A 12,624-nucleotide genomic window follows, 5' to 3' on the forward strand; every position below is an offset into this window, starting at 1 on the left:
TCTGGTCACCCGAGGTTGTCTGACGTACCGTCAGCGCAGCCCGCGTCCAGGGAGGTTCGCCATGACCGAGGACGACCGCCCGGTACCGCTCGACGAGTACCCGGTGCACCAGGTGCCGCTGTCCATGAAGCACGTCGCGACCGGCGACCGGAACGCCTACGACCGCTGCATCTTCCACGTCCTCGACCATCAGGGACGTGCGCTGCTGATCCTCGGGCTCGGGGTGTACCCGAACGCCGGGGTGATCGACGCCTACGCCACCCTGCGGGTGGGGGACACCCTGCACGCCGTACGCGCCTCGGACGCGCTCGGCGACGACCGGATGCGGCTCGCCGTCGGTCCGCTGCGGATCGAGGTCGAGGAGCCGCTGCGCCGGCTGCGGCTCGTCGGGGACGACGACTCCCTGTCGTACGACCTGACCTGGACCGCCGGCTTCCCGGCCCTGTGGGAACCCCATCACGTCCAGCGCCGCGGCGACCGGCTCACCCTCGAAGGGCGCCGGTTCGTGCAGGCGGGGGGCGTGTCGGGAGTGATCCGCGCAGGGGGTGAGGAGTTCCGGGTCACCGAGGTCGGGTGGACCGGCACCCGGGACCGCAGCTGGGGTGTGAGGCCCATACCGGGGGAGGACGGCGGGCGTCTCGCCGAGGAGCACCCGACGGAGGGCTTCCACTGGATCTGGTGCCCGGTCCGCTTCGAGGACAGGTTCCTGATGGTGATCCTCCAGGAGGACGCCGACGGGCACCGCTCGCTGAACGAGGCGACACTGGTCCGCCCCGGCCGGCGCGACACCCAACTCGGCTGGCCCCAGGCCGAGATCACCTACCGCCCGGGCACCCGCCACCCCGAACGCGCCGTCGTCCACCTCGGCGACCTGCGCAAGCCGCAGGAGCTGGAGGTGGAGATCCTCACCTCCTCCCCGCTCGCCGTCGGCGCCGGCTACCCGCCCGCCGACGACTGGCAGCACGGCACCTGGCGCGGCCGCGGCTGGACCGACCGGCGCACCTACGACCTCACCCAGCCCCACCCACTGGCGGCGTACGGCGTCACCGACCACGCCGCGCGCTTCCGGCTGGACGGCCTGACCGGACACGGCATCTTCGAGCACGGCTCGTTCGGGCGGCACGACCCGAGCGGCTTCGCGGACTTCAAGTCGGTCGCACCCTAGGGGGGTTTGCGTCATGGCAGCCACGGCACCGCGCCCGCGCACCAGCACCCGCGACCCGGAGGAGATCACCCGCCGCCTCAACGCCTGGCTCCGCACCCGGCTGCCCGGCGCCGAGGCGGTCGGCGTCACCGTCCCCGAGTCGAACGGCCTGTCGAGCGAGACCCTGCTCTTCGAGATCCGGCACCCTCAGGCGCCCGTGCACGCGTGCGCGTTGCGGCTCGCGGCCGACCCGGCGGCGTACACCGTCTTCCCGGTGTACGACATGCCGCGCCAGTACCGGACCATGCGCGTCGTCGCCGAGCATACGGACCTGCCCGTGCCCAGGGTGCTGTGGCTGGAGGAGGACCCCGGTCCGCTGGGGGCGCCCTTCTTCGTCATGGAGCGCGTCGCGGGACGCGTGCCACCGGACGTCATGCCGTACACCTACGAGGGCAACTGGCTGCACGCGGCGAGCGACGAGGAGCGCGAGCGGCTGGAGGCGGCATCGATCGGCCTGCTGGCCCGGCTGCACGACCAAGTGCCGCGGCGGGAGGCCGAGTTCCTCGCCCTGCCGGGTGAGGGGGACGCCCTGCGACGGCACGTGAGGGCCCAACGCGCCTACTACGAATGGGTGGTTGACGGACTCGCCCGCTCACCGCTGATCGAGGACGCGTTCGCACGCCTGGAGGACCTCTGGCCGCGCGATCCGGGCACACCCGTGCTCAACTGGGGCGACGCGCGCATCGGCAACGTCGTCTACGACGGGTTCGCCCCGGCGGCCGTACTGGACTGGGAGATGGCGGCCCTGGCCCCGCGCGAGGTCGACCTCGGCTGGACCGTCTATCTGCACCGCTTCTTCCAGGACCTCACGGTCGCCTTCGGACAGCCCGGACTGCCGGACTTCCTGCGCCGCGACCGCGTCGAGGCCCGCTACGCGGACCTCACCGGCCACACCCCCCGCGACATGGAGTTCTACACGCTGTACGCCGCCCTGCGGCACGGCGTCGTCATGCTGCGCATCGCCTACCGCCAGGCCCACTTCGGCGAAGTGGCCGTCCCGGCGGACCCGGACACACTGATCCTGCACCACGGTAGCCTGCGAGCCATGGTGCAGGGCAGCTACTGGAATTGAGCGAGGCGCGAACGAACGACGAACGCGCTCAGGCGGCCTGGCGCCGCATGACCGGGACCCTGATGGGGCGTGAGCCCGGGCCGCCGACGTGCGAGAAGGGCTGCGTCCGCCAGTCCAGCCCCTGAGGGAGCGTCAACAGCAGGGCGGTGTCCTGCTCCTGCGGCTCGTCCGACTCGTCGGCGGAGCGGGCCTCGGCGGCCCGGCGGCCCGTACCGGCGCAGACCGTGAGGCCGAAGGGGTTCCACGGCGAGGCACACAGCGCGTGCTCCGGCAGGACCTCCTCGTCCGCCAGCAGGGCGATGGGCTGCGCGCAGTCCGGGCAGATCACCCGGTACATCTCGAAGGTGTCGTACGCGTCGAGTTCGTCGTCGTCCTCCAGGGCGTCGGGTTCGACGCCCTCCGGAGCGGGCTCGACGACCAGCTGCTGCCGCTTGGGCGTGGTGCGACCAGGGCGCTTAAGACTCTGCATGGGATTCTCCCCCTCGGGCTGGGCCGTGACGGCACTGCGGCCTCGACCACAGCAAGCACTTCCCGCCTCGTCTCGGCATTAATCACGGGGGCATCACGGAGCCTGTTCGGGGCCTGTGGCCTTCGTCACATGCCGCTCGCAGGTGCCCGAGGCGGCCGGTTTGTCCCTCAGGCGGCTCACAGTCGGCCGCGCACCACATCACAAACCGGGCATGACCTGGTCTGCTGAGGTATCCGAGGAGATCAGCCGCACTGTAGGTTCTTGCGCCATGGAGGAGCTGGACCGACAAATCGTGCAGCTGCTCGTCAAGGACGGGCGGATGAGCTACACCGACCTGGGCAAGGCCACCGGCCTGTCCACGTCGGCCGTGCACCAGCGGGTGCGCCGGCTGGAACAGCGTGGCGTCATCCGCGGCTATGCCGCGGTCGTCGACCCGGAGGCCGTGGGGCTGCCCATGACGGCCTTCATCTCGGTGAAACCGTTCGATCCCAGCGCCCCCGACGACATAGCGGACCGGCTCGCCGGCGTGCCCGAGATCGAGGCGTGCCACAGCGTGGCGGGCGACGAGAACTACATCCTCAAGGTCCGGGTGGCCACGCCGCACGAGCTGGAGGAGCTGCTGGCCCGGGTGCGTTCGCTGGCGGGGGTCTCCACGCGGACGACAGTCGTCCTGTCGACGCCGTACGAGGCGAGGCCGCCGAAGGTCTGATCGCCGTTCCGGTGGTGGTTGTTCTTCGGCTGCGGGCTGTCCTGGGCTGGTCGCGCAGTTCCGCGCGCCCCTGCCGGCGTTGCAGGAGACCCCAGGCGAGAGGCTGCCGGCGGAGGGGCGAGACTGTTCCCCATGAGTGACACCGCCGACCGGCCCAAGACCGTTCTCCTGCGCCGGGGAGAAGTCCACAGTCCCGCCGACCCCTTCGCCACCGCGATGGTCGTGGAGCGTGGACAGGTCGCCTGGGTCGGGTCCGAGGGGGCCGCCGACGCCTTCGCGGGCGGCGTGGACGAGGTCGTCGACCTGGACGGCGCGCTGGTCGCCCCCGCGTTCACCGACGCCCATGTGCACACCACCGCCACGGGCCTCGCCCTGACCGGCCTCGACCTGTCCGCCGCTCCGTCCCTGGAGGCCGCGCTCGCCCTCGTACGGGACTTCGCAGCCGCCCGCCCGGACGACCGCGTGCTGCTCGGCCACGGCTGGGACGCCGCCCGCTGGCCCGGTGGCCGCCCGCCGGCGCGCGCCGAGCTCGACGCGGCCACCGGCGGCCGTCCGCTGTACCTGTCCCGCATCGACGTCCACTCCGCCGTCGTCACCACGGCCCTGCTGGACATGACGCCCGGGGACCTCGGCGCCGTGGACGGCCCGCTCGTCGCCGACGCCCACCACGCGGTCCGCGCGACCGCGCTGGCCTCCATCACCCCGGCCCAGCGCGTCGAGGCCCAGCGGGCCGCCCTGGCGCACGCCGCCTCCCTCGGGATCGGCACGGTCCACGAGTGCGGCGGCCCGGACATCTCCTCCGAGGACGACTTCACCGGCCTGCTCCGGCTGGCCGCCGAGGAACCGGGGCCGCGGGTCGTCGGCTACTGGGCCGAGCAGGACCTCGCCAAGGCGCGCGAGCTGGGCGCGCTCGGCGCGGCCGGTGACCTCTTCGTCGACGGCGCCCTCGGCTCGCACACCGCCTGTCTGCACCAGCCGTACGCCGACGCCGGCCACACCGGGACCGCCTACCTGGACGCGGCCGCCGTCGCCGCCCATGTCGCCGCCTGCACCGAGGCGGGCCTCCAGGCGGGCTTCCACGCCATCGGCGACGCCGCCGTGACCGCCGTCGTGGAGGGCGTGCGCGCGGCCGCCGAGAAGGTCGGTCTCGCCCGCGTCCGCGCCGCCCGGCACCGGGTCGAGCACGCCGAGATGCTCACCCCCGAGACGATCGCCGCCTTCGCCGAACTGGGCCTGACGGCCTCGGTGCAGCCCGCCTTCGACGCGCTGTGGGGCGGCGAGGAGGGCATGTACGTCCAGCGCCTCGGCGCCGAGCGCGCCCGCTCCCTGAACCCCTTCGCGGCCCTGCTGCGCGCAGGCGTCCCGCTCGCCTTCGGCTCCGACAGCCCCGTCACGCCGCTCGACCCCTGGGGCACGGTCCGCGCGGCCGCCTTCCATCACACGCCGGAGCACCGGGTGTCGGTGCGCGCCGCGTTCACGGCGCACACGCGCGGCGGCTGGCGGGCGATCGGACGCGACGACGCGGGAGTCCTGATGCCGGGCGCACCCGCCGACTACGCCGTGTGGCGCACCGACGAACTGGTGGTCCAGGCCCCCGACGACCGGGTCGCGCGCTGGTCCACCGACCCCCGCTCCGGCACCCCCGGCCTGCCCGACCTCACCCCGGGCCGTGACCTGCCGGTCTGCCTGAGCACGGTGGTGGGCGGACGAACGGTCTTCGTACGGCCGGGCGAGTGATCTCCCGGGGTGGCGCGAACCCGATCACCGCGCGCCGCCCCGTCGCGCGACCTGCGTATCCTCTGCGCTGACCAGCGAAGGGGGCGAAAAACCGCAGGTCAAACGACTGTTGACAGGCGGAGGCCCGAGGCCGGTAGGTTCGGCGGAGTCCACCACCGGACGCCCGACCGGGCAACCGCGGAACTTCCGGGAGCCCGTCGCAACGCCGCTGGGTCAGGGACGGTGCCGCACCGGGCACCGCCACTGGGAGCCAGGCTCAGCGCTCGCGCGGCGACGACGGAACTTTCCGGCCGGTCGGGGAGGTGTGACCCGGATGGGGCCCGGGCGCTCAGTAGACAACGGCTTTCGGTCGACCCGCAGCCAGCGGGTCCCAGGTCGGCCCGAAGGGCGCCGGGCCCCCATCCGCAGTGTGCGTGCACCGAAGCGCGGGCCGCACCAAACCCGCACTTACCCGGCTCTTGCGGAATCGGCACCGCCGTACGACCGTGCTGTTCACGTCAGCGCAGGCCGCGACCACTATGGTTGTCCTCTGCGTAGAGATGAAGGGGCAGCAGTGAACGACGGCGACGGGACCCTCGCGGCACAGGACCGGGGGAAGCGGTTCGGTCCGCTCGGCACGGCGTTGGTGATCATTCCGACCTACAACGAGGCGGAGAACATCAAGAGCATCGTCGGCCGGGTCCGCAAGGCGGTGCCGGACGCGCATGTCCTGGTGGCCGACGACAACAGCCCCGACGGCACCGGCAAGCTCGCGGACGAGCTGGCCGCCGAGGACGACCACGTCCAGGTCCTGCACCGCAAGGGCAAGGAGGGCCTCGGCGCGGCCTACCTCGCGGGCTTCCGCTGGGGCATCGAGCACGACTACGGCGTCCTGATCGAGATGGACGCCGACGGCTCCCACCAGCCCGAGGAACTGCCCCGCCTGCTGACCGCCCTGAAGGGCGCCGACCTTGTGCTCGGCTCCCGCTGGGTGCCCGGCGGCCGGGTCGTGAACTGGCCCAAGTCCCGGGAGTTCATCTCCCGCGGCGGCAGCCTGTACTCCCGTGTCGCCCTGGACCTGCCGCTGCGCGACATCACCGGCGGCTACCGCGCCTTCCGCGGCGAGACGCTTCAGGGCCTCGGCCTGGACGACGTGGCCTCCCAGGGCTACTGCTTCCAGGTCGACCTCGCCCGCCGCGCGGTCAAGGCCGGCTACCACGTGGTCGAGGTGCCGATCACCTTCGTCGAGCGGGAGCTCGGTGACTCCAAGATGAGCCGAGACATCCTTGTCGAGGCGCTGTGGCGGGTCACCACGTGGGGAGCGCAGGAGCGGGTCGGCAAACTGCTGGGCCGCGCCAAGCCGGCCTCGTCGTCGCAGCCGGAGGCTCGGCCGCAGTCGCAGCCCGAGCAGCCTCCGCAGTCACAGTCGTAGGGCCCAACCACGGGCCGGTGTCCCGTGTCGCTGAAAGCCACGCCGGGCGGCGTCCCGTGACCGCTCGGCAAGCGCTCGACGTCCGTTTATCCCGCTCTGAGCCGTGCCCAGGCACACTGGACGCATGACGACTGGCGCACCGACCCCGACGTACCCCGCCCGTCCGCGGCGCTCCCGGCTGCGCAGCTTCCTGCCGCTGGGCATCGCCGCGTGGCTGGTGCTGGAGATCTGGCTGCTGACCGTGGTCGCCGACGCGATCGGCGGGCTCGCGGTGTTCCTGCTGCTGGTCGCGGGTCTGGCGCTCGGCTCGGTGGTGATCAAGCGGGCGGGCCGGCGCGCGTTCCAGGCGCTGAACGAGGCGCTCCAGCGCGGCGGCACCCCGGCCGGCGGCGGTGGCAACGGTCTGATGATGCTGGGCGGCCTGCTGATCATGCTGCCGGGTCTGATCTCGGACGCGCTGGGCCTGATCCTGCTGATACCGCCGGTCCAGAAGGTGCTGAGCGCCTACGCCGAGCGGACCTTCGACCGGAAGCTCCGTGAGGCGACCGCCGGTTCGTTCGGTGACGCCTACCAGCAGGCCCGCATTCACCGCCCCGACGGCAAGGTCGTGCAGGGTGAGGTCATCCGGGACGAGCCCGGGGATGCCCCGCAGGAGCCGCGGCCGCCGCTGACCGGCTGAACCACCGACGACGGGACCGGCCCGGGCGCTCAGCGCTCGGGCCTTTCGCCTGTACCCGGCACGGGCACACGCCCTCACCACACGGCACGGGCACACGCTCCCGCCCGAAAACGGGCACACGAAACCGCGGGCGCCGTACGTCTTGAAGACGTACGGCGCCCGCGGTTGTACGCGTTACCTGGTAAGTCCAAGCCGCGTTGGGACTACGCGGACTTGCGGCTGTCCCGGGGGTGAACCGCGATGTTCATCGCCCCGGAGCGCAGCACCGCAAGACGTTCCTCGAGGACCTCTTCGAGTTCCTCGCGGGTACGCCGCTCCATCAGCATGTCCCAATGTGTACGCGCGGGCTTGGCCTTCTTCTCTTCAGGGCCATCGCCGTCCACGAGGAGTGCCTGGGCCCCGCAGACCTTGCACTCCCACTCCGGCGGGATCTCCGCCTCGACCGAGAAGGGCATCTCGAACCGGTGCCCCTTCTCGCATGCGTACTCCACGGCCTGGCGCGGGGCCAGGTCGATGCCGCGGTCCGTCTCGTAGCTGGTCACCACGAGGCGCGTGCCGCGAAGAGCTCGCTCACTCATGAATCGTGCCTCCCGGGCTTGTCGCCCACAGGACAGGTGTCGCTGTCGTCGTCATCCGGTCAACGTCCGGTCGGCGGTAAAGATTCCCGTTCCGCGTCGCGTTCCGAGTCCTGCGTCGCCGTCGTAGCCGCAGCCTTGCTGACCAATGTCGTACCCACCGGCGCCCGGTTTGTCACATCTGCTAGCAGATGTAACCCAGCGTTTCGGCATCTTTGACGCGCAGTAACGGTACGCCTGGCAGGCCAAACGCGTACACTACCGCCCTTTCACTCGGAACGCTAAATCGTTGTCGGCACCGGGTTGCCCGCGTCGCCGATGGCCCTGCGTACCGGCACCCTCGCCAGCAGGGCGAACCCGATGATGAAGAAGGCCACCAGGGAGATGATCGCGTCCCGGTAGCTTCCGGTCAGCTGGTAGGTGAGCCCGAACAGCAGGGGGCCCAGCCAGCTCATACCGCGGTCGCTGAGTTCGTATGCCGAGAAGTACTCGGCTTCCTTCCCCGGCGGGACGAGATGCGAGAACAGGGAGCGGGACAGCGCCTGGCTGCCGCCGAGGACCAGCCCGATGCCGGCTGCGAGGACGAAGAACCAGACCGGCGCCCCGGCCGGCAGGAAGTATCCGGCCGCCAGCGTCACCGTCCACGCGACCAGCGAACCGAGGATCGTCCGCTTGGCTCCGTAGATCCGGGCCAGCCGTCCCATCCCCAGTGCGCCCGCCACCGCCAGCAGCTGGACCAGCAGGACGGCGCCGATGAGCGTGGACTGTCCGAGGCCCAGTTCCTCGGAGCCGTAGATCGACGCCTGGGAGATCACGGTCTGGATGCCGTCGTTGTAGATCAGATAGGCCAGCAGGAAGGCGAGGGTCAGCGGGTGGCGGCGCATGTCGCGGATCGTCGCCGCGAGCTGCCGGAAGCCCATCGCGCCGCCCGCCCGCCTGGCCCCCTGATCGCTGCCGGAGCGGCGGTCGCGCAGTCGCCGTAGCGGGATGAGCGCCCACGCGCCCCACCACAGGCCGGCCGAGGCCAGGCAGATGCGGACGGCGGTGCTCTCCGAGACGCCGAAGGAGTCGTGTGCCAGGTACAGGACCAGGTTCACGATCAGCATCAGTGAGCCCGACGCGTAGCCGAAGGCCCAGCCCCGGGAGGAGACCGCGTCGCGTTCCTCGGGCGGGGCGATCTGCGGGAGGTAGGCGTTGTAGAGCATCATCGCGACCGACTGCGCCGCGTTCGCCACGACCAGCAGGAATCCGCCGAGCAGATAGCGGTCGCCGTCCAGGAGGAACATGGCCGTGGTGGCGGCCGCCCCCGTGTAGGCGGCGGCCGCGAGCAGGGGCTTCTTTCGGCCGGTGCGGTCGGCGGCCGCACCCACCAGCGGCATCACCAGGACGGCCACGATGACCGACAGGGACACCGAATAGGCGAAGAAGGAGCCCGCGCGCACGGGTATGCCCAGGGGGTGGACGAACCCGTCGGCGTCCGCCGCCTCCTCGGCGACCGACGTCAGGTAGGGGCCCAGGAAGACGGTGAGCACGCTCGTCGAGTAGACGGAGCACGCCCAGTCGTAGAAGTACCAGCCGCGCTGCTCGCGCCGCCGTCCCGCGGCCTCGTCGGCCGTGTCGGTTCGCACGGTGTCGGTGCCCACCCGTGCCCTCGCTTCCCCGTGATGATCCCGCGCGAGGGCGGAGCCGCGGACCGGGTCAGACCCAGACGCCCCGGTCCTCCATGACCTTGCGCAACGTGTCGATGTGATCGGTCATGATGCCATCGACTCCCAGGTCCAGGAGCCGGTGCATCGCATCGGGATCATTGATGGTCCACACGTGCACCTGGAGCCCGCGGGCGTGGGCGGCCCGCACGAAGCGGTGGTCCACCACCTGGATGCCGGACTGCGTCTCGGGCACCTGGGCGGCGACCGCCGAACCGCGCAGCGCGGCCGGCACGCCCCAGGAGCGCAGCCGCAGGTTGAGGACGCCCCGGGTGCCGTACGAGGTGGCGAGGCGGGGGCCCGCCAGGCGCTGGGCGCGGACGACGCGGGCCTCGGAGAAGGAGCCGACGCAGATGCGGTCCCAGGCGTTGGTGCGCTCGATGAGCTCCAGGAAGGGGTGAAGGGTCGGCTCCGCCTTGAGGTCGACGTTCCAGCGGACCTCGGGGAAGGTCTCCAGCAGCTCCTCGAACAGCGGCACCGGCTCCTTGCCTGCCACGCGCGCCTGCCGTACGTCGTCCCAGAGCAGGTCGGAGATCCGGCCCGCCCCGTCCGTCACCCGGTCCAGGGTCGAGTCGTGGAAGGCGACGAGCCGGCCGTCGCGCGTGGTGTGGACGTCGGTCTCGATGTACCGGTAGCCAGCTTCCACCGCGCGCCGGAACTGGAACTCGGTGTTCTCCAGGCCGTCTGCCGCTCCGCCCCGATGGGCGAAGGGGATCGGGCCGGGGTGGTCGAGGTAGGGGTGGCGTATCCGCGTGGTGCTCACGGACGCAGTATCGCTCCCCGGGGTTGCCCGGTGGCAACGACCGTGCTGCCGTCGGATGCCGCGGGGACGGCGAACACCCGCAGGAAGAGCTGGGCGAGCGGACCGATCGACAGCGCGTACAGGAGGGTGCCGATGCCGACGGTGCCGCCCAGGGCGAAGCCGGTCACCACGACCGCGATCTCCACGGCGGTGCGCATCAGGCGGATCGAGCGGCCGGTGCGCCGGTGCAGGCCGGTCATCAGGCCGTCCCGGGGGCCGGGGCCGAAGCGGGCGGCGATGTACAGGCCGGTGGCCGCGCCGTTGAGCACGATGCCGGCCACGAGGAGCGGGATCCGCACGGCCAGGGAGTGCGCCTCGGGGAGCAGGGCGAGGGCGCCGTCCATGGCGACGCCGACCACGAAGACATTGGAGACGGTGCCCAGGCCCGGCCGCTGGCGCAGCGGGATCCACAAGAGCAGCACCGCCGCGCCGACGATGATCGAGAGGACGCCGATCGTGAGGCCGGTGAGCTCGGCGAGGCCCTGGTGCAGCACGTTCCAGGGTTCCAGGCCGAGACCCGCCTCGACCAGCATGGCCGAGCTCACGCCGTACAGCGTGAGCCCGATGTAGAGCTGTGACAGCCGTCGTACGAGATGCCCCTGCGTGAGCCGCTGTGTGACATGCCCCTGCGTGGACAAGACGTGCCCCCTTGAGTGGTGGTAGTGGCCTGATGCATGACACCCTGTGGCTTGGGATGCAACGCCATCCATGGCCAATTCGGAGAAGGTGGACTGGAAATCATGGCGCAGTGGACTTCCGCGGTGGGCCCCGCGCAGCTCGCCCGGCTCCTCACCTCCCAGCAGGATCGCCCCGCGGGGCCGGGCAGCAAACGTCCGCCCGCGTATCGGGCTCTGGCCGACGGCATCCGGCTGCTCGTCCTGGAAGGCCGTGTCCCGGTCGCCGCGCGGCTGCCCGCCGAGCGGGAACTGGCCCTCGCGCTGTCCGTGAGCCGTACGACCGTCGCCGCCGCCTACGAGGCGCTGCGCAGCGAGGGGTTCCTGGAGTCGCGGCGCGGGGCCGGCAGCTGGACCGCCGTACCGGCCGGGAACCCGCTGCCCGCGCGGGGCCTCGAACCGCTGCCGCCCGAGGCGCTCGGCTCGATCATCGACCTGGGCTGCGCGGCGCTCCCCGCGCCCGAGCCGTGGCTGACCCGTGCCGTCCAGGGCGCCCTGGAGGAGCTGCCGCCGTACGCCCACACTCACGGCGACTACCCGGCCGGGCTGCCCGCGCTGCGGTCGATGATCGCCGAGCGGTACACCGAACGCGGCATCCCGACCATGCCCGAGCAGATTATGGTGACGACCGGGGCGATGGGCGCGATCGACGCCATCTGCCATCTGTTCGCCGGTCGCGGTGAGCGGATCGCGGTCGAGTCGCCGTCGTACGCGAACATCCTCCAGCTGATGCGGGAGGCGGGGGCGCGGCTGGTGCCCGTGGCCATGGCCGAGGGGCTGTCCGGCTGGGACATGGACCGCTGGCGGCAGGTGCTGCGGGAGGCCGCGCCGCGGATCGCCTATGTCGTCGCCGACTTCCACAACCCGACCGGAGCGCTGGCCGACGAGGACCAGCGGCGCCGCCTGGTCGACACGGCCCGCTCGGCCGGGACGGTGCTGGTCGCCGACGAGACGATGAGCGAGCTGTGGCTCGACCCCGGCCTCGAAATGCCGCGCCCCGTCTGCGCCTTCGACCCCGCCGGGTCGACCGTGATCACCGTCGGGTCGGCCAGCAAGGCCTTCTGGGCGGGCATGCGGATCGGCTGGGTGCGGGCGGCTCCGGACGTGATCCGCAGTCTCGTGGCCGCGCGCGCCTACGCCGACCTGGGCACGCCCGTCCTCGAGCAGCTCGCCGTGAACTGGCTGTTCGGCACCGGGGGTTGGGAGCAGGCCGTGGACGTGCGGCGCGGGCAGGCCCGGGAGAACCGGGACGCGCTGGTCGCCGCGGTCCGCCGTGAGCTGCCCGAGTGGGAGTTCGAGGTGCCCGGCGGCGGGCTCACGCTGTGGGTCCGCACCGGGGGCCTGTCCGGTTCGCGGCTCGCGGAGGTGGGGGAGCGGGTCGGGGTACGGGTGCCGTCCGGGCCCCGGTTCGGGGTGGACGGCGCCTTCGAGGGGTATGTGCGGCTGCCGTTCACCGTCGGGGGCGCGGTGGCCGAGGAGGCCGCGGTCAGGCTGGCCGCGGCGGCCCGGCTGGTGGAGAGCGGCGCCAGCGGGGTGAGCGGAGCGGCGGAGTCGGCGCGGCCGTTCGTCGCCTGAGCGAGGAGCGG

Annotated in this window: 12 protein-coding genes; 7 read left to right on the top strand and 5 right to left on the bottom strand. The window is 72.2% G+C overall.

Translation table 11 applies throughout. The features are described from left to right. The first annotated feature begins 61 nt into the window (after positions 1-61). The gene (locus CP983_RS36125; protein WP_150504246.1) at positions 62-1,165 is read left to right on the top strand and encodes an Rv3169 family protein; all 1,104 of its coding nucleotides are present in this window, start codon (positions 62-64) and stop codon (positions 1,163-1,165) included. Between the two features lie 13 nt (positions 1,166-1,178). Then, positions 1,179-2,276 (top strand): phosphotransferase family protein, encoded by a 1,098-nt coding sequence (locus CP983_RS36130; RefSeq protein ID WP_150504248.1) that lies wholly within the window; start codon positions 1,179-1,181, stop codon positions 2,274-2,276. Between the two features lie 28 nt (positions 2,277-2,304). Here the strand turns inward: CP983_RS36130 and CP983_RS36135 are convergent, their stop codons facing one another. After that, a complete protein-coding gene (locus CP983_RS36135) occupies positions 2,305-2,745 on the bottom strand; it encodes a hypothetical protein (RefSeq protein ID WP_030951017.1) in 441 nt (146 codons plus the stop codon). A gap of 268 nt (positions 2,746-3,013) precedes the next feature. On the opposite strand from CP983_RS36135, the gene CP983_RS36140 reads away from it, so the two are divergent. The 4 genes from CP983_RS36140 (at position 3,014) to fxsA (ending at position 7,281) form a co-directional block, all read left to right on the top strand. Then, entirely contained in the window at positions 3,014-3,454 is a 441-nt protein-coding gene (locus CP983_RS36140; RefSeq protein ID WP_030951019.1) for an Lrp/AsnC family transcriptional regulator, read from the top strand. Positions 3,455-3,586: 132 nt separating this feature from the next. After that, entirely contained in the window at positions 3,587-5,191 is a 1,605-nt protein-coding gene (locus CP983_RS36145; RefSeq protein WP_150504250.1) for an amidohydrolase, read from the top strand. Between the two features lie 553 nt (positions 5,192-5,744). After that, a complete protein-coding gene (locus CP983_RS36150; RefSeq protein WP_150504252.1) occupies positions 5,745-6,602 on the top strand; it encodes a polyprenol monophosphomannose synthase in 858 nt (285 codons plus the stop codon). A gap of 124 nt (positions 6,603-6,726) precedes the next feature. After that, entirely contained in the window at positions 6,727-7,281 is a 555-nt protein-coding gene (gene fxsA, locus CP983_RS36155; RefSeq protein ID WP_107909427.1) for an FxsA family membrane protein, read from the top strand. Positions 7,282-7,484: 203 nt separating this feature from the next. Here fxsA and CP983_RS36160 read toward each other — a convergent pair whose 3' ends face one another. The 4 genes from CP983_RS36160 to yczE all read right to left on the bottom strand — a co-directional run bounded on the left by CP983_RS36160 (position 7,485) and on the right by yczE (position 11,074). Beyond that, positions 7,485-7,859 (bottom strand): RNA polymerase-binding protein RbpA, encoded by a 375-nt coding sequence (locus CP983_RS36160; protein WP_003977404.1) that lies wholly within the window; start codon positions 7,857-7,859, stop codon positions 7,485-7,487. A gap of 278 nt (positions 7,860-8,137) precedes the next feature. Further along, positions 8,138-9,499 (bottom strand): MFS transporter, encoded by a 1,362-nt coding sequence (locus CP983_RS36165; protein WP_150504254.1) that lies wholly within the window; start codon positions 9,497-9,499, stop codon positions 8,138-8,140. Positions 9,500-9,554: 55 nt separating this feature from the next. After that, positions 9,555-10,325 carry a glycerophosphodiester phosphodiesterase family protein gene (locus CP983_RS36170; protein ID WP_125527356.1) on the bottom strand — a complete coding sequence of 257 codons (771 nt, stop codon included), beginning with the start codon at positions 10,323-10,325 and terminating at the stop codon, positions 9,555-9,557. After that, the gene (yczE, locus tag CP983_RS36175) at positions 10,322-11,074 is read right to left on the bottom strand and encodes a membrane protein YczE (protein WP_229914963.1); all 753 of its coding nucleotides are present in this window, start codon (positions 11,072-11,074) and stop codon (positions 10,322-10,324) included. The genes CP983_RS36170 and yczE overlap by 4 nt, the downstream gene beginning before the upstream one ends. A gap of 30 nt (positions 11,075-11,104) precedes the next feature. Here yczE and CP983_RS36180 point away from each other — a divergent pair, with 30 nt between their 5' ends. Continuing rightward, on the top strand, positions 11,105-12,613 hold the full coding sequence (locus CP983_RS36180; protein WP_150504258.1) for an SCO1417 family PLP biosynthesis transcription factor: 1,509 nt from the start codon (positions 11,105-11,107) through the stop codon (positions 12,611-12,613). Positions 12,614-12,624 lie beyond the last annotated feature (11 nt).

The organism is Streptomyces chartreusis (genome assembly GCF_008704715.1).
Taxonomy (GTDB): domain Bacteria; phylum Actinomycetota; class Actinomycetes; order Streptomycetales; family Streptomycetaceae; genus Streptomyces; species Streptomyces chartreusis.

Coding starts and splice junctions, on each gene's coding strand:
- CP983_RS36125 (WP_150504246.1), top strand. CDS start 62: ATGACCGAGGACGACCGCCCGGTACCGCTCGACGAGTACCCGGTGCAC.
- CP983_RS36130 (WP_150504248.1), top strand. CDS start 1,179: ATGGCAGCCACGGCACCGCGCCCGCGCACCAGCACCCGCGACCCGGAG.
- CP983_RS36135 (WP_030951017.1), bottom strand. CDS start 2,745: ATGCAGAGTCTTAAGCGCCCTGGTCGCACCACGCCCAAGCGGCAGCAG.
- CP983_RS36140 (WP_030951019.1), top strand. CDS start 3,014: ATGGAGGAGCTGGACCGACAAATCGTGCAGCTGCTCGTCAAGGACGGG.
- CP983_RS36145 (WP_150504250.1), top strand. CDS start 3,587: ATGAGTGACACCGCCGACCGGCCCAAGACCGTTCTCCTGCGCCGGGGA.
- fxsA (WP_107909427.1), top strand. CDS start 6,727: ATGACGACTGGCGCACCGACCCCGACGTACCCCGCCCGTCCGCGGCGC.
- CP983_RS36160 (WP_003977404.1), bottom strand. CDS start 7,859: ATGAGTGAGCGAGCTCTTCGCGGCACGCGCCTCGTGGTGACCAGCTAC.
- yczE (WP_229914963.1), bottom strand. CDS start 11,074: ATGGATGGCGTTGCATCCCAAGCCACAGGGTGTCATGCATCAGGCCAC.
- CP983_RS36180 (WP_150504258.1), top strand. CDS start 11,105: ATGGCGCAGTGGACTTCCGCGGTGGGCCCCGCGCAGCTCGCCCGGCTC.